Source organism: Pseudomonas sp. S1_E05 (assembly GCF_056337105.1).
Genome location: NZ_JBFRHM010000001.1, coordinates 3,098,075 through 3,114,837, shown reverse-complemented (window position 1 = coordinate 3,114,837; position 16,763 = coordinate 3,098,075). Strand labels below are relative to the sequence as shown.

Here is a 16,763-nt window from a genome sequence, read left to right as displayed (position 1 = left end):
TGCCGCTCAGCGGAGTGCCAGTGACATGAGCAACGACCTTGATACATTTATCGCCGCCTACAGCGACAGCTTTGGCTATGCGTATGACAACAACATCATTTTGAACTGGTACCCTCGGCGTATCATGGCGTTATGCACCAAAGAGCAAAGCCTGCTGGAACTCGGTATTGGCCATGGATTCAGCACCAATCGTTTCTCGCAGTTCTTTGGTGAGCACACGGTGATCGATGGTTCCGCCTCGGTGATCGGTCAGTTCAAGGCACAATACCCGGACAATACGGCCGAGATCGTCGAAAGTTACTTCGAGACATTCGACACCGACAAGCGATTCGACCTGATCGTCATGGGGTTTGTGCTTGAGCATGTCGACGATCCGCAGGCTGTCCTGCAAAAGTTCAAGCACTACCTGGCCCCGGGCGGGCGTTGCTTCGTGCTCGTGCCCAATGGTGAGTCCCTGCATCGGCGGTTCGGTCATGCCGCCGGGCTGCTCGGCGACATGATGGCGCTGGGGCAGGGTGATCTGGAGTTGGGTCATGTGCGCAGCTATTCGCTTCAGAGCCTGACCTCTGAACTGGAATCCGCCGGATACCAAGTGGTGCGCAAGGAGGGGGTATTTCTCAAGCCATTCACTACCGGGCAATTGAAGGCATTGGACTTGAGTGCCGACGTGGTGGCAGCCATGTGCACCGTGGGCATCGACTATCCGGAGCTCAGTTGTGCGTTGATGCTTGAAGCGACCGTTGCCCCGTCATGAAAAGCCTGGTCATCGGAAGCACGTCAGTCATCGGCAGGGCGGTCGCCCGCGAGTTGTCACGTCTTGGGCAGGTCAAGTTGGCGGGGCGTCGGGATGCCGATGTCACGTTTGACTTGAGCAGTCAGGAACCTTGCGATTGCGACGAGCGCTTTGACCTGGTTGTACTCGCTGCTGCCGATTTCGGCGGCGGCCAACCGGACGATCTGGTCCGTGCCGAACTGGTCAACAGCGTGGGAGCATTGGCTGCCTGCCGCCTTGCCGAACAATGCGGAGCGCGGCATTTCATCCTGTTGTCATCGCATTCGGCCTGCTATCAGCCAACGGATCCCTACTTTGGCATCTATTCGCTGTCCAAGCGCCATGCCGAAGAAGTGGCGAGCCTTTATTGCCAGGCGCGGGGCATGGCGTTGACGGTGCTGCGCATCAGTCAAGTCTATGACAGCGAGGGGCTGTGCCAGCCTCATCAGCCTTTGCTCTACGCCATTGCCGACAAGGCCCGGGAGGGCCAAACTGTCGAGTTGTATGGCAGCAATGATGCAAGGCGTAACTACCTGCATTTGAATGATCTGGCCGAGATCTGCGCCCGGTTGGCGGAGCAAGGTATCCCTGGTTTTTACAACTGCGGACACCCTGAAAGCCTTCATCTTTCCGAGATTGTCCAGGCTGCATTCGATGCGGTTGGCAAGCCATTGGATCTCCGCTTCCTGGTGGAAAAAAGTGATATTCCCGATCTGCCACTCTTTGAGGGTGCGGGTGAGTTGTTCGAGTGCATTGGATTCACCCCGCGAATCGGTGTTCGCCAGGGCTTCGAGCTGATGAGAGCACACCGGGAGAATCTATTATGAAGACCGTCATGGTGACGGGCGTAGGCGCCATCATGGGCTACGGCCTGCTTAAGTCGCTGCGTGCGGCGGACCCCTCCGTTCGCCTGGTTGGCACCGATATCTACGAAGACGCTGTGGGGCGCGGCTGGAGCGATGTGTTCGAGCAGGCGCCGTTGACCTCTGCGCCGGAGTACGGCCAATGGTTGGGCAATACGCTGGCCCAGCACCAGGTTGACCTGCTGATTCCGGGGATTGAACAGGACATTCACTGGCTGTCGGACAACCGGGCGTTGCTGGCCACCTTCGACTGCCGGGTCGTGCTCAATAGCCAGAACCTGATCGAACTTTCCAGGGACAAATGGGCAATGGCTCAGGCATTGCTGGCGCTGGGGGATGCCAGTCGTATTCCCACGCTGCTTAGCGGAGATTTTCATTCGCTCAAGGCCGCCCTGGGCCTGCCGTTCCTGCTCAAGCCGCGTAGGAGCTATGCCTCCAAAGGGTTGGTCTGGGTTCGTGAAGAGCGTGACTTTGCCCCTCATGCAGCCCTGCTCGGTGACCATCTCATGGCGCAGCCGATCATCGGCAGCGCAGCCGATGAGTTCACGGTGGCGGCGTTTGGCGACGGTCGGGGAGGTGCCGGGCCGATCATTACCTTCCGCCGGAGTCTGGCCTCGGACGGTTCCACCGCCAAGGCTTGGGTGGAGCAGCATGATTCGCTGGACCAGACGGTCATCAGGCTGTGCCAGGCGTTCAAGCCGGCAGGGCCGACCAATCTGCAGTTCCGCCGTGGCAGTGACGGCACTTGGCGTCTGCTCGAAATCAACCCCCGCATTTCCTCGACCAGCTCGATCCGTCGCGCATTTGGCTACAACGAGGCCGCCATGTGCCTGGACCATTACCTCGATGGCAAGACGCTGGCCCAGCCAGTGATCCGCAGTGGTTTTGCTGTTCGTTTTATAGAGGACTTCATTGTCTATGATCGGGATCATTTCTGATGTACACGGCAACTACAGCGCCCTTCGGACCGTGCTTGCGAAGCTCGATGAGCTGGGCGTGTCGCGGATTATCTGTCTGGGCGATACGGCCGGTTATTACAGTCAGGTCAACGAGTGTTGTGAGGCCTTGCGCGAGCGCAACATCTTTTCCGTGATGGGCAATCATGACTGGTATCTGGCCAGGCGCGAGCAATGCCCTCGCTCCAACAGTGCCAATGCCTGCCTGGACTATCAGCGCAGCGTCATCACGGCGCAGAACCTGGCGTGGCTGGACTCCCTTGCAGAGCGCTCGATCCAGGGTGAATTGAGTGTCGTCCATGGCGGCTGGAACGATCCACTGGATGAATACCTGCGGCCGTCGAATGAATACTTCATGCCTTTGCCTGGCCGGTTTTTCGCATCGGGCCACACCCATGTGCAGTGCTTGTGGAGTGGTGCGGGCAAGGCCTATTGCAATCCCGGTTCGGTGGGCCAGCCCCGGGACGGTGATGCTCGAGCAGGTTTCGCGACCTGGGACGGCGAAGCATTCGAGCTGTACCGAATTGAATACGACATCGGTGAAACCCAGCAAGCGATGAAGAAGGCCGGCTTCACTCCGTACTTCTATGAGAATCTTGATAAGGGCACTCAGATAGGTGGCCGAATCAGCACACTTTGAGACGTTGTGTCTTGCGCCACTAATTACTATGCCCACCCAGGGAAGTTCGCAATGAGCAAAGAAAAGATATTCTTCAACCGGCCTCACATGACTGGCAAGGAGCTGAATTACATCGCCCAGGCCAAGTTCGGTAACATGCTTGCCGGTGATGGTCCATTCACCAAGCATTGTCACCGCTGGCTGGAGTCCAATACTGGTTGCAACAAGGCATTGCTCACGCACTCGTGTACTGCGGCACTGGAGATGGCGGCCCTCCTGCTGGACATTCAGCCGGGCGACGAAGTCATCCTGCCTTCCTTTACCTTCGTTTCCACGGCCAATGCTTTTGTGTTGCGTGGCGCGGTGCCGGTTTTCGTCGACATTCGTCCCGATACCCTGAACCTGGACGAGCGCCTGATCGAGGCAGCCATCACGCCACGGACCAAAGTGATCGTACCGGTGCACTACGCAGGCGTAGCCTGCGAGATGGATGCAATTCTCGCGATTGCGCGCAAGCATGGGCTGGCGGTGGTCGAAGACGCCGCGCAAGGCGTAATGTCGACCTACAAGGGTCGTGCCCTGGGCAGCATCGGCGACCTTGGGGCGTTCAGTTTTCATGAAACCAAGAACGTCATTTCGGGAGAGGGTGGGGCATTGCTCGTCAACGATCCCGAGCTGGCATTGCGAGCCGAGATCATCCGCGAGAAAGGCACCGATCGCAGCCGGTTCTTTCGCGGCGAGGTCGACAAATACACCTGGCAAGAGGTCGGCTCCTCGTTTCTGCCTGGCGAACTGATCGCGGCTTTCCTCTGGGCGCAACTGGAAGAAGCTCAAGCCATTACCCATAGCCGACTGGCGATCTGGGAGCACTATCATGCGGCCCTGGCGGAATTCGAACGCGATGGCTTGTTGCGTCGCCCGATAGTGCCTGAAGGTTGTCAGCACAACGCGCACATGTACTACGTACTGCTCGCCCCGGGTATTGATCGTCAACGGGTGCTCGACGAGTTGAAGAAACAGGCCATCTATGCCGTGTTTCATTACGTGCCGCTGCATTCTTCGCCTGCCGGGAGGCGTTATGGCCGTGTGCATGGCTCCATGGAAGTGACCGATGGATATTCCGAGCGCTTGCTGCGATTGCCTCTATGGCTTGGTTTGTCCGGGGAGCAACAGAACCAGGTCGTGGGTGTTCTGCGCAGTGCGCTGGCAAGGGTCTGACGGTCCTTGCCTCTTACCGGCATGACACCGCCGGTTTTTCGTCTTCGATAGATTCCCCTGTCTCCCCCTGATCCCTTCAACCCCTTTGTTTAGCGGCTCCAACGCCGCTGAAACAAAGTTGGTCTGCAAATTGCTTGAGGCTCAGTAATACAGCAGTGGGCGGCAAACGCCCGGCATGCAGAGGAAAGAGTGTGGACAAGTACCTTTATGTGGCAATGACCGGCGCCAGCCAGAATGCACTGGCGCAGAAGGCTCACGCGAACAACCTGGCGAACATCTCCACCAATGGTTTCCAGCGGGACCTGGAGCAGGCCCGTTCGATGCCGGTGTTCGGTGACGTCTTTCCGGCGCGTGCGTTTGCCATGTCAGAGCGTCCCGCCACCGACTTCTCCCCGGGTTCGTTGGTGCAGACCGGTCGCGATCTCGACGTCGCGGTGCAGGGCAATGGCTGGCTCGCCGTTCAGACTCCGGATGGCGGTGAAAGCTATGTGCGCACCGGCAGCCTGAACATTGATGCCCTGGGCGTATTGCGCGCCGGCAACGGTATGCCCGTGCTGGGCAACGGCGGACCTATCTCCGTGCCGCCCGAGCAGCAGATTGAAATTGGCGAGGACGGTACCGTCAGCATTCGTGCGATGGGCGAAGGTCCACGCGTGATGGCCGAGGTCGACCGCATCAAGCTGGTCAACCCGGACTTCAAGAACATGACCAAAGGCCTGGATGGCTCCATTCACACCAAGGACGGTCAGCCGGCGCAAGCCGATGCCAACGTCAAACTGGTGTCCGGGTTCCTTGAGTCGAGCAACGTCAACGCCGTGGAAGAAATGACTTCGGTGCTGGCGCTGGCCAAGCAGTTCGAGCTGCACGTCAAGATGATGAACACCGCCAAAGAAGACGACCAGGCCATGGCTCGGGTCTTGCAGATCAGCTAATTATCAGAACGTCGCGCCGTAAAACAGGCGCACGAGGAGAATCGAATGCTTCCGGCTCTATGGGTTGCCAAAACCGGTCTGTCCGCCCAGGACACCAACCTGACCACCATTTCCAACAACCTGGCGAACGTGTCGACCACGGGTTTCAAACGTGACCGTGCCGAATTCCAGGACCTGCTGTATCAGATCAAGCGTCAGCCAGGCGCCCAGTCGACCCAGGACAGCGAACTGCCTTCGGGTCTGCAACTGGGTACCGGTGTGCGGATCGTCGGCACCCAGAAAAACTTCAATGCCGGCAGCCTGCAAACCACCGAGCAGCCGCTGGACATGGCCATCGACGGCCGCGGTTTTTTCCAGATCCTGCAACCGGATGGCACCACGTCCTATACCCGTGACGGCACCTTCCACCTCGATTCCAATGGCCAGATCGTCAACGCCAGCGGTTTCGCTCTGGAGCCGGCCATTGTCATTCCGAACGATGCCCAGACCTTCACTGTGGGCAAGGACGGTACCGTGTCCATCACGGTCGCCGGCAACCCGGCCTCCCAGGTAATCGGTAACCTGCAGACCGCCGACTTCATCAACCCGGCCGGCCTGCAAGCCGTGGGTAACAACCTGTTCCTGGAAACCGCTGCCAGCGGCGCGCCGCAAGTCGGCACTCCTGGTCTGGCCGGTTTCGGTACCACGCTGCAGAACACCCTGGAAACGTCCAACGTCAGCACCGTTGAAGAAATGGTCAACATGATCACCACTCAGCGCGCCTACGAGATGAATTCCAAGGTGATCTCCACCGCCGACCAGATGCTCTCGTTCGTAACGCAGAATCTGTAATCAAGTCTATGAGGCGGCCCTGAGGTCGCCTGCTACACCGTGAGGTAGGGTCATGAATCGCTTTGTATCTGTCCTGGCACTGAGTGGGGTCGCCGCATTGGCAGGGTGCGTCGGCCCGACGCCCAAGCCCAATGACCCTTACTACGCTCCGGTGTTGCCGCGTACGCCATTGCCGGCTGCCGCGAATAACGGCTCGATCTACCAGGCCGGGTTCGAGCAGAACCTGTACAGCGACCGCAAGGCGTTCCGGGTCGGTGACATCATCACCATCACCCTGAACGAGAAGACCCAGGCCAGCAAGAACGCCAACTCACAGGTCGGCAAGACCAGCAAGGCCGGTATCGGTTTGACCTCGTTGTTCGGGACAGTGCCGAACACCAACAACCCGCTGGGCAGTGGTGACCTGACCCTGGAGGCCGGCTACAGCGGTGATCGTGCCACCAAGGGCGACAGCAAGGCCGGGCAGGGCAACAGCCTGACGGGTTCGATCACCGTGACCGTCGCCGACGTGTTGCCCAACGGCATTATCGCCGTGCGTGGCGAGAAGTGGATGACCCTCAACACCGGTGACGAACTGGTGCGCATTGCCGGTCTGGTTCGCGCGGATGACATCGCCACTGACAACACCGTTTCGTCGACCCGCATCGCCGACGCACGCATCACTTACTCGGGCACCGGTTCGTTTGCCGATGCGAGTCAGCCAGGCTGGTTCGACCGTTTCTTCCTCAGCCCGCTGTTCCCTTTCTAGGTGGCTACGTTGAATTTCAAACACCTTATGGTGGCTGCCCTGACGCTGTGTGCAGCCTTCAGCGCTCAAGCCGAGCGCTTGAAGGACATCGCCAGCATTTCCGGCGTACGTTCCAACCAATTGATCGGCTACGGCCTGGTGGTCGGGCTTAACGGTACGGGTGACCAGACCACCCAGACCCCGTTCACCCTGCAGACCTTCAACAACATGCTCTCGCAGTTCGGCATCAAGGTGCCGGCAGGTTCCGGTAACGTGCAATTGAAGAACGTTGCGGCCGTGTCGATCAGCGCCGATTTGCCGGCCTTTGCCAAGCCCGGTCAGCAGGTGGATATCACCGTCTCGTCCATCGGTAACTCCAAGAGCCTGCGTGGCGGCACCCTGTTGCTGACCCCGCTCAAGGGTATCGATGGCAACGTCTATGCGGTCGCCCAGGGCAACCTGGTGGTCGGCGGTTTCGATGCTGAAGGTCGCGACGGTTCGAAGATCACCGTCAACGTTCCGTCGGCAGGTCGTATTCCTGGCGGCGCCTCCGTTGAACGAGCCGTGCCGAGCGGTTTCAACCAGGGCAACAGCCTGACCCTGAACCTCAATCGTTCGGACTTCACCACCGCCAAGCGCATCGTCGACAAGATCAACGACATGCTCGGCCCAGGGGTGGCCCAGGCCATCGACGGTGGTTCGATTCGCGTCAGCGCGCCGCTGGACCCGAGCCAGCGCGTCGACTACCTGTCGATCCTGGAAAACCTCGAAATCGATCCGGGTCAGGCCGTGGCGAAAGTCATCATCAACTCGCGTACCGGCACCATCGTCATCGGCCAGAACGTCAAGGTTTCACCGGCCGCCGTGACCCACGGCAGCCTGACCGTGACCATCACCGAAGACCCGATCGTCAGCCAGCCAGGCCCGCTGTCCAATGGCCAGACGGCGGTTGTGCCGCGTTCGCGGGTCAACGCCCAGCAGGAAGCCAAGCCGATGTTCAAGTTCGGCCCGGGCACCACACTCGACGAAATCGTGCGTGCGGTGAACCAGGTTGGCGCGGCGCCGGGTGACTTGATGGCCATCCTCGAAGCACTGAAGCAGGCCGGCGCGTTGCAAGCCGACCTGATCGTGATCTGAGGACGGCAACCATGGATATGTACAAGAGTGGTCTGGTCAGCAGCAGCGATTCGGGTTCCTACTCGGACCTCAATCGCCTGAACCAGCTCAAGGTCGGCGACAAGAACAGCGATGCGAACATGCGCAAGGTGGCGCAGGAATTCGAGTCGCTGTTCCTCGGCGAAATGCTCAAGTCCATGCGCAAGGCCACTGACACCCTGGGCGAGGGCAACCCGCTCAACACGCCGGCGGCCAAGCAGTACCAGGAAATGTACGACCAGCAACTGGCCGTTTCCATGTCTCGCGAAGGCGGCGGTATCGGCCTGGCGGACGTGCTGATGCGCCAGATGTCGAAGAACAAACCCCTGGCGCCGGGCGAAGCCGAAGCGGCATCGGCGGCCAAGCAGGCGGCGGCGAAAGCTGCCGTGGAAACCCCGATTGCCGCTGGTACGCTGGCCGTCAACGGGCCATTGTCGCGGGTCAATGGCGAGCGTCCATTGTGGGCTTCGCGCTCGGTACGCGCACCGCAGGCGGCGGGTGAGGGCGAGCATCGCAATGATATGGCGCTGCTCAATCAGCGCCGCCTGGCGTTGCCGCCGAAACTGGCTGATCGCTTGCTCGCGGGCCTGGTGCCTTCGGCGACGACGGCCAGCGCGACCACGGTCGCAGCAGCCAGCAAGACTCAGCTTCCGGAGCGCTCTACAATCACCGGTTCTGGCCCGCTGTTCAACGGCGACTGGCTGGCGAACGCACAATCCGCCGCCAACGGTGGCCTGCAGATTCATGGTCGGGCCATGGCGCAGATTCCGTTGGCGCCGGCGAAGAAAGCCTTCGGTTCTGCCGACGAATTCGTCGACACCATGCTGCCGATGGCCCAGGAAGCGGCCGCGCGCATCGGCGTCGATCCGCGTTATCTGGTGGCCCAGGCCGCGCTGGAAACCGGTTGGGGTAAATCGGTCATGCGCGCCCAGGACGGCAGCAGCAGTCACAACCTGTTCGGCATCAAGGCCAGTGGCAACTGGACGGGCAATTCGGCGCGGGCGATCACCAGCGAATTCAGGAATGGCGCGATGGTCAAGGAGACGGCCGAGTTCCGTTCCTACGACTCTTACAAGGACAGTTTTCATGACCTTGTGACTTTGCTGCAAACCAATAATCGCTATCAAGATGTCGTGAAATCGGCCGATAACCCAGAACAGTTTGTACGCGAGTTGCAGAAGGCCGGTTACGCAACCGACCCGAACTACGCAAGCAAGATTTCGCAGATAGCCAAGCAGATGACGAGTTACCAGAACTACGCTGCGGCGGGCGTTTCCACTACGCCTTTATAAGGGCACAAGGATTAAGGTCTGAACCATGAGTTTGCTCAATATCGGGATGTCGGGTCTGTCCGCTGGTCACTCTTCATTGGTGACCACCGGCAACAACATCGCCAACGTCGACACCGCCGGGTACTCACGCCAGCAAACAGTGCAGGGCACCAAGGCCTCGCAGCAGTTCGGCAATGTGTGGATCGGTACCGGTACGACGCTGGCCGATGTACGCCGGGTCTACAACAGCTACCTCGACGCCCAGTTGCAGACCACCACGTCGCTCAACAGTGATTCGGCCGCCTATCTGGGCCAGGTCACGCCGCTGGACAAGCTGCTGTCGGACAGCGGCACCGGCCTGAACGGCGCCCTGACCAAGTTTTTCGCCTCGGTACAGAACGTCAATGCCAAGCCAGGTGACGACGCGTCCCGCCAGTTGCTGCTCAGCGATGCCCAGGCCTTGAGTAATCGCTTCAACTCGATATCCACGCAGTTGAACCAGCAGAACACCGCGATCAACGGCAACCTCACGAGCATGGCCGATCAGGTCAATAAACTGGCTGCTACCGTGGCCCAGTTGAACCAGCGCATTTCGGAAGTTTCCAGCACTGGTGGTATGCCGAACGAGTTGCTCGACGCCCGTAACGAAACCATCCGCCAACTGTCGACCTTCACCGGTGCACAAGTGGTCGAGCGTGAAGGCAGTCTCGATATTTACCTGGGCAGCGGTCAACCGCTGGTCATGGGCAACACCGTGAACAAACTGGAAGTGGTGCCGAGCAAGGACGATCCGAATCGTCTGGCGCTGCAAATGAACCGCGGTTCGAGCAGCATCGATATCACTTCGATCATGACCGGCGGCGAAATCGGTGGTCTGCTGCGCTACCGCAGTACCGTGCTGGATCCGGCCATGAACGAACTGGGCCGCGTGGCCCTGGTTGTCGCCGATCAGATGAACAGCCTGCAGGCCCAGGGCATCGACAAGAACGGTGACTTCGGCTCGACCCTGTTCAACAGCATCAACAGCGCCGCCCAAGTGGCTCAGCGCAGCATCGCCACCATCGGCAACAACGCTGGCACTGGCAATTTCGATGTGACCATCGAAGATTCCGGCAAGCTGACCACCAGCGATTACAAGGTCACGTTCACCAGCGCCACCGACTACACCGTCCAGCGTCTGCCGGGCAACACCCCGGTGGGCACCTACAGCACCACGACGACCCCGCCACCGGTGATCGACGGTTTCTCGCTGAACCTCAAGGGCGGCACGCCTGCTCCGGGCAATACCGCCACCGCCGGTGACACATTCAAGATCACCCCGACCCGCAACGCGGCGGCGAACATCAAGACCGAGATGACCGACTCCAAGCGTCTGGCCATCGCGGCACCGTTGGGCGCAGCCATTGCTGCAGGCTCCAGCGGCACCCTGACAATTCCGGCCAGCGGTCAACCGACCCTGACCACCAAGTTCGACATCTACGACACCGCCACCGCGACGGCGATGCAGAACGGCCTGAAGTACTCCACGCCAACCAAGGTTGTATTCGGTGACGTGTCCGCCGATGGCACCAGCCAGGCCTACCAGTTCCTGGATGCCAATGGCGGTGTGATCAGCAGCGGCACGATCAAGCCAAACGAGAACAACACGCTCAACTTGAGCATCCCGCTCAAGGACGCCACTGGCGCGCCGATTCCGCCGCCACCTGCGACCCAGTACACGGCCACCTTTGAAATGACCGTTGCCGGTTCTCCGGCCAAGGGCGCCGCGATCAACGTTTCGTTGAGTCAACCGGGTACTCTGGACAACCGCAACGGCACCGCACTGGCCAATCTGCAGACCGCCCAGACCGTGGACACCGGTTCGGGCAGCAAGGGCATTTCCCTGACCGATGCCTACGGCAAGCTGGTTGAAGGTGTAGGCTCCAAGGCGGCCCAGGGCAAGCTCGACAGCGCTGCCACCGACGCCATCCTGGCCAACGCCAAGGGCGCGCGCGACTCGCTGTCGGGTGTCGACCTCGATGAAGAGACCGGCAACCTGGTCAAGTATCAGCAGTACTACACCGCGTCTTCGCAGATCATCAAGGCTGCGCAGGAAATCTTCAGCACACTGATCAACAGCCTTTAAGGAGTCGTAGTCCATGCGCATTTCTACCGCCCAGTTTTACGAGTCCACGGCCGCCAACTATCAGAAGAATTTCGCCAACGTGGTCAAGAGCAGCGAAGAGGCCAGCAGCCTCGTGCGCGTCAACACCGCCGCCGATGATCCGGTCGGTGCTTCGCGCCTGCTGCAATTGGGTCAGCAAGCGTCGATGCTCGATCAGTACGCGGCCAATACCAACACCATCAAGGCAACCCTGGGTCAGGCTGAGTCGGTGTTGACCAGCATCAACAACGTGCTGCAACGTGCCAAGGAATTGGCCATCGGCGCCAATAACTCTGGTTACACCGATTCCGACCGCCAGGCTAACGCCTCGGAACTGGGCCAGATCGAAGAACAGTTGTTGAGCCTGATGAACACTCAGGATGAAAACGGCAAGTACATCTTTGGCGGTTCCAAGGGCGACACGGTTCCGTTCACCCGTAACTCCGATGGCACCTACACCTACAATGGCGACCAGTCGACGTTGAACCTGCCCGTGGGCGACAGCATGTCGATGGCCACCAACAGCACCGGCTGGGAGCTGTTCCAGCAAGCGGTCAACACCGCCCGTACCCAAGTGACCGGTTCGATGAATGACGGTCTGGTGACCCTGTCCAATGGTCAGGTGAACTCGAGCGTGACGTACAACAACAAGTTCCGCGGTGGCGAGCCGTACACGATCGACTTTGTCAGCGCGACCCAGTTGAGAATCACTGATGGTACCGGCCAGGACGTGACCAACGAAGCCTCGCAGAATGGCGTGATCACCACGGGTACCAATCAGAGCTTCAGCTTCCGTGGCATCGACCTGAGCCTTAACTTCAACGACCCTAACGCACCGTTGGCCGGTCGTACGTTCTCGCTGGAATCCAAACCCGACACCTTCAACGTTTCCCGAGCGCCTGGAAACCCGGGGCCTGTGCAAGCAACCGGTACCCGGATTACTGATCCCGCTGCGTACAAGGCCAGCTTTCCAAATGGCTCTGCGGTGCTGAAGTTCACCAGCGCCACAACATTTGATTTGTACGCTGCACCTATCACTGCCGACAGCCGTCCGGTCTCCAGCGGCACCATGGTGGGTAATACCGCGACGGCCTCCGGTGTGGAGTTCACGTTGAACAACACTGCGGCCGATCCACTTCAAAACGGTGACCAGTTCAATATTGCGGTCAACACCCACGAGACCCAGAACATCCTGGACACCGTGAGCCAGTTGAAGACTGCCTTGAACACGCCGACCACCGGTAACGCCGTAGCTGCCCAACAACAACAGGCAGCGATGACGGCAGGCTTGGGCAACCTCGCCAGCGGCATCGACCAGGTGTCAGCCGGATTGAGTTCGATCGGTGGTCGTGGTTCGGCGCTCGATACACAGAGCGACACCAACCAGGCACTGGTACTGGCAAACGCCCAGACCCAGTCGACGATCCGGGACTCGGACCCGGCTGAAGTGATGACCCGCCTGACCTTGCAACAAACCATGTTGCAGGCCTCGCAACTGGCGTTCAGCAAGATTGCGCAATTGGGCCTGTTCAACAAAGTCTGATCCGGAGCAGGGATCGCATGAGGGCATGCGATCCCTGATCCTCTATTTTTTACGGTTCAGGACGTTGCGCTTCCGCAGCAGATGACGCCCGCCGGTCGAGAATCATGCGCGTGAATCCTAATCCTCTTGTCAGCATCGCCATCCCCGCCTACAACCCCCGTTTTTTCCGTGCGGCACTGCAAAGCGCACTCGACCAGACCTACGAAAACCTTGAAATCGTCATTTGTGATGATTGCCCTACGGATGAAATCGAGCAGATCGTCGACTCGATGAGCGTACCGGCGCACGTGCGCGTGAATTACCAGCGCAACGCCGTCCGCCTGGGTTTCCAGCAGAACCTGCTGCATTGCTTCGAAAAGAGCCGGGGCGAGTTCATCAAGTTTCTCTGTGATGACGATCAACTGATGGTGAACGATATCAGGCAGCAGGCCGCCGTTTTGAGCGAGCATGCCGAAGTGATCCTGGTGGTCAGCAAGCATCATGTGGTCGACGCCAACAACTACATCTTGCCGATCCGCATGGAAAACGTCGGGCTGACGTCGTTCGATGCGTTGTTCAAAGGTGATGATCTGCTGGCCGCCTTCGAAAGAAGCCCGCGCAATATTCTGGGTGGTTTCACATGTGCGCTCATGCGTCGAGATGACATTGCCACATTGTTGCCAACGCTGATTGAGGCCGGGTTCACTGCCGTCCTCGATTTCGCCTTGTATCTTTGCCTGTTGCGTCGTGGCAACCTGGTCCAGCTTAGCAACGTCGGCAGCATCGAGCGTCTTTACCCGGAGCGGTTGAGCAAGCGCCCGGAAATGGTTTCTGCTGCGGTCACCGAATGGGAATGGGTGGCTCAGATGATCTCCCAGCGCGGTGGCGAGGCTGCGCCGGCCACCGATTGGGTGCGATACGTGATGATGGAGGAGCTCACGGATGTGCAACCACGCGAGTGGGATGAGCTCAATCTTTACTCGGTCATGTCCACCCGTCAGGGGATCATGTTGGTTCAGGTCGGCACGGACTCGGAGAGTTATGCCGAGCTCTACTCGCAATGGATCAACTGCCGCCGCTTGACGCCATCGCGCAAGCAAGTGTTGTCTCGGCAGATAGCGCGCTGGGCGCATCGTCCCGCCATTGTGCCGGTGGTCATCGATCTCGACGAAGATGCTTACGAACTTGGCGTGACCCTCAAGAGCCTCGCGGCTCAAACCTACGCCTGTGAAACGATTGTGCTGTTGTCCAATGGAACCGGTGAGCTGGATGCAGGGATTGTGCGCCTGCCGATGCAATCGGACTGGCCGCAGCAACTGAACCAGTTGATGCCCCAACTTGATCAGGCTGACTGGTTCTACCTGTTGCGTGCTGGCGACCGGCTCACCGAGTCCGCGCTGCTGGTGCTGGCCGACCGGATTGTGGGCGCGCCGGGCGCCTCGTGCATCTACAGCGACGAAGGTGCGCTGGTGGACGGCAAGTCCGAACAGCCGATTTTCAAGCCTGATTTCAATCTCGACCTCATGCGCGGTTATCCGTATGTCGGTCGCACCCTGGCCTTCGAGCGCCAGCGCTTCCTCGCCCTGGGCGGTTTCGATGAGGCGGCGGGTGAGCTGGCCCCCCATGACCTCATATGGCGTCTGGTGGAAAAGGACGGCCCGCACGTCATCGGTCATATTCCCGAAGTGCAGGTCGAATCGACGTTCGCCTTTGCACAGTGGTTATCCCTGCAGCAAGTGATCGAACAAAACGCGCGCGTGATCACGGCTCACTTGCAACGCATCGGCGTCAGGCACGAGCTGCATCCGGGGCCGGTGCTGAAATTGGTCCCGCGGATCGAATATCACCATGCCGAGCGCCCGCTGGTGTCGATCATCATCAATGTGTGTGACGAATTGGCTGCGCTTGAGCGCTGTGTCAACAGCCTGATCAGCACCACTGCTTACAGCCACTATGAAATCATTATCGTCGACAATGCCAGTCAAAGCGCCGAGATGCGCCATTGGCTCAAGGCAATGGCTGAACTGGGCAGTGACACGTTGCGCATTCATTGCTGTTCGGAGAAGGCCGGCGATGCACAGGTCAGGAACTTCGCGGCCCAGCAGGCGCGAGGAGATTATCTGCTGTTGCTCAGTCCTTACTGTGTGGCACATGAAGAGCGCTGGCTGGATGAACTGCTCAATCATGGTCAGCGTCCGGAAGTGGGGATCGTCGGGCCGCGCACGGTCAACCTGCAAGGTAATGTGATTGATGGTGGCCTGGTTTTGGGTCTCAACGGCCTGGCGGGCAGGGCATTTGTCAATGAGCCTGCAACGTCTGGTGGCTACATGCAGCGCCTGAATGTGGTGCAGAACTGGAGTGCGGTCAGCGGTCATTGCCTGTTGGTGCGAAAGCAGGTGTTCGACAGTGTTGGTGGTTTCGAGGAGACCATCAGTACCCAGGGTATCAACGTTCTCGAACTGTGCCTGCGCATTGGTCGAGAGGGTTACTTGCTCCTCACGACGCCATACTCCAATGTCGTGCTGCTGCCTTCACCACAGAACCGTAACGAGGAGCGCAGCCAGCAACTGGAACTTGAACAGGAAGCGTTCTACCGACGCTGGCTGCCGCAGATCGCCAACGATCCTGCCTACAACCGCAACCTGAATCTGAGTGGTGACAGCTTCAGCCTGAATCCTGGTTCACGTACCGGCTGGAATCCGCTGTGCATGCGCAATGTGCCGTCGATTCTCGGTTTGGCGCTCAACAGCTCGGCGATTGGTCATTACCGTGTCAGCCAACCGCTCTTCGAGTTGCAGAATGCCGGGCGAATTGTTGGACGAGTGGCGTATGACATGCCGTCGATCATTGAAGTCGAGCGCCAATCGCCAGACGTCATCATTCTTCAGGGGCGGTATAACCCCAACAAAATCAACGACGTCACTCAGGTGAAGAATTACTCCCGGGCCATGCGAATTTATGAGCTGGACGATTACGTCGTCCGGATTCCGGAGAAAAACGAACACACGCGCAACATGCCTGCAAATATCGAGGCAATGATGCGCAAAGGTATCGCCATGTGCGATCGGGTGGTCGTGTCGACCCATGCGCTGGCCGGTGCCCTGGCGGATATGCACCACAATATTCGCGTGGTGCCAAACATGTTGGCGCCGTATCTGTGGAGCCACCTTACCAGTCAGCGACGGACCTCAAGCAAGCCGCGTATCGGCTGGGGTGGAGGTACCAGTCACCGAGGTGACCTGGAACTGATCGCCGATGTCGTTCGCGAGTTGGCAGATGAGGTCGAATGGGTGTTCTTCGGTATGTGCCCTGACTTGCTCAGGCCCTATATCCACGAATTTCACCAGGGCGTGGCCCTTTCCGCCTACCCGGAAAAACTCGCGAGCCTTAACCTCGATCTTGCGCTGGCGCCGCTGGAGTTCCATATCTTCAACGACTGCAAGAGCAACCTGAGGCTGCTCGAATATGGCGCCTGCGGCTACCCGGTGATTTGTTCGGATACCGAGGCTTATCGCGGGCATTTGCCATGCACCCGCGTTCGCACCAACAGTACGGACGAATGGCTCCAGGCTATTCGCATGCATTTGTCGGACCCGGCGGCCAGCTATCGGATGGGCGACGATTTGCGGGAAGTGGTCTTGCGCGATTTCATGCTGCGCGGCGATAACCTGCAGTACTGGGCCGATGGCTGGCTACCGGATTGATGAAGCTCAACATCAAACTGCCAAAAGAACGTAATGCCGATGATCCGGCA

General features: G+C 59.3%; 13 protein-coding genes. All 13 read left to right on the top strand.

From position 1 onward, the window contains the following. Positions 1–25: 25 nt before the first annotated feature. Positions 26–754 carry a class I SAM-dependent methyltransferase gene (locus AB4N33_RS14390; RefSeq protein WP_476457599.1) on the top strand — a complete coding sequence of 243 codons (729 nt, stop codon included), beginning with the start codon at positions 26–28 and terminating at the stop codon, positions 752–754. Next, positions 751–1,599 (top strand): NAD-dependent epimerase/dehydratase family protein, encoded by an 849-nt coding sequence (locus tag AB4N33_RS14385; RefSeq protein ID WP_476457598.1) that lies wholly within the window; start codon positions 751–753, stop codon positions 1,597–1,599. The genes AB4N33_RS14390 and AB4N33_RS14385 overlap by 4 nt, the downstream gene beginning before the upstream one ends. Then, entirely contained in the window at positions 1,596–2,573 is a 978-nt protein-coding gene (locus AB4N33_RS14380) for an ATP-grasp domain-containing protein (protein ID WP_476457597.1), read from the top strand. The genes AB4N33_RS14385 and AB4N33_RS14380 overlap by 4 nt, the downstream gene beginning before the upstream one ends. After that, on the top strand, positions 2,554–3,231 hold the full coding sequence (locus tag AB4N33_RS14375; protein ID WP_476457596.1) for a metallophosphoesterase family protein: 678 nt from the start codon (positions 2,554–2,556) through the stop codon (positions 3,229–3,231). The genes AB4N33_RS14380 and AB4N33_RS14375 overlap by 20 nt, the downstream gene beginning before the upstream one ends. Before the next feature lie 51 nt (positions 3,232–3,282). Next, positions 3,283–4,428 carry a dTDP-4-amino-4,6-dideoxygalactose transaminase gene (gene rffA / locus AB4N33_RS14370; protein WP_476457595.1) on the top strand — a complete coding sequence of 382 codons (1,146 nt, stop codon included), beginning with the start codon at positions 3,283–3,285 and terminating at the stop codon, positions 4,426–4,428. A gap of 191 nt (positions 4,429–4,619) precedes the next feature. Further along, the gene (locus AB4N33_RS14365) at positions 4,620–5,360 is read left to right on the top strand and encodes a flagellar basal body rod protein FlgF (RefSeq protein ID WP_476457594.1); all 741 of its coding nucleotides are present in this window, start codon (positions 4,620–4,622) and stop codon (positions 5,358–5,360) included. A gap of 45 nt (positions 5,361–5,405) precedes the next feature. After that, positions 5,406–6,191: a flagellar basal-body rod protein FlgG gene (flgG, locus tag AB4N33_RS14360; protein WP_008055493.1), complete on the top strand. Its 786-nt coding sequence runs from the start codon at positions 5,406–5,408 to the stop codon at positions 6,189–6,191. Between the two features lie 52 nt (positions 6,192–6,243). Then, the gene (flgH, locus tag AB4N33_RS14355; protein ID WP_460117175.1) at positions 6,244–6,939 is read left to right on the top strand and encodes a flagellar basal body L-ring protein FlgH; all 696 of its coding nucleotides are present in this window, start codon (positions 6,244–6,246) and stop codon (positions 6,937–6,939) included. Positions 6,940–6,966: 27 nt separating this feature from the next. Next, entirely contained in the window at positions 6,967–8,055 is a 1,089-nt protein-coding gene (locus AB4N33_RS14350) for a flagellar basal body P-ring protein FlgI (RefSeq protein WP_476458825.1), read from the top strand. Positions 8,056–8,066: 11 nt separating this feature from the next. Next, positions 8,067–9,365, top strand: a complete 1,299-nt coding sequence (gene flgJ / locus AB4N33_RS14345) for a flagellar assembly peptidoglycan hydrolase FlgJ (protein WP_476457593.1) — start codon at positions 8,067–8,069, stop codon at positions 9,363–9,365. A 25-nt stretch (positions 9,366–9,390) separates the two neighbouring features. Then, positions 9,391–11,469 (top strand): flagellar hook-associated protein FlgK, encoded by a 2,079-nt coding sequence (gene flgK, locus AB4N33_RS14340; RefSeq protein WP_476457592.1) that lies wholly within the window; start codon positions 9,391–9,393, stop codon positions 11,467–11,469. Positions 11,470–11,482: 13 nt separating this feature from the next. Continuing rightward, positions 11,483–13,030, top strand: a complete 1,548-nt coding sequence (locus AB4N33_RS14335) for a flagellar hook-associated protein 3 (RefSeq protein WP_460117171.1) — start codon at positions 11,483–11,485, stop codon at positions 13,028–13,030. A gap of 110 nt (positions 13,031–13,140) precedes the next feature. Beyond that, on the top strand, positions 13,141–16,713 hold the full coding sequence (locus AB4N33_RS14330) for a glycosyltransferase (RefSeq protein ID WP_476458824.1): 3,573 nt from the start codon (positions 13,141–13,143) through the stop codon (positions 16,711–16,713). The last annotated feature ends 50 nt before the right edge of the window (positions 16,714–16,763 follow it).

Excerpts from the sequence above, each read along its gene's own strand:
- AB4N33_RS14390 (WP_476457599.1), top strand. The coding sequence starts at position 26 with ATGAGCAACGACCTTGATACATTTATCGCCGCCTACAGCGACAGCTTT.
- flgJ (WP_476457593.1), top strand. The coding sequence starts at position 8,067 with ATGGATATGTACAAGAGTGGTCTGGTCAGCAGCAGCGATTCGGGTTCC.
- flgK (WP_476457592.1), top strand. The coding sequence starts at position 9,391 with ATGAGTTTGCTCAATATCGGGATGTCGGGTCTGTCCGCTGGTCACTCT.
- flgG (WP_008055493.1), top strand. The coding sequence starts at position 5,406 with ATGCTTCCGGCTCTATGGGTTGCCAAAACCGGTCTGTCCGCCCAGGAC.
- AB4N33_RS14375 (WP_476457596.1), top strand. The coding sequence starts at position 2,554 with ATGATCGGGATCATTTCTGATGTACACGGCAACTACAGCGCCCTTCGG.
- AB4N33_RS14335 (WP_460117171.1), top strand. The coding sequence starts at position 11,483 with ATGCGCATTTCTACCGCCCAGTTTTACGAGTCCACGGCCGCCAACTAT.
- rffA (WP_476457595.1), top strand. The coding sequence starts at position 3,283 with ATGAGCAAAGAAAAGATATTCTTCAACCGGCCTCACATGACTGGCAAG.
- AB4N33_RS14385 (WP_476457598.1), top strand. The coding sequence starts at position 751 with ATGAAAAGCCTGGTCATCGGAAGCACGTCAGTCATCGGCAGGGCGGTC.
- flgH (WP_460117175.1), top strand. The coding sequence starts at position 6,244 with ATGAATCGCTTTGTATCTGTCCTGGCACTGAGTGGGGTCGCCGCATTG.
- AB4N33_RS14380 (WP_476457597.1), top strand. The coding sequence starts at position 1,596 with ATGAAGACCGTCATGGTGACGGGCGTAGGCGCCATCATGGGCTACGGC.
- AB4N33_RS14350 (WP_476458825.1), top strand. The coding sequence starts at position 6,967 with ATGGTGGCTGCCCTGACGCTGTGTGCAGCCTTCAGCGCTCAAGCCGAG.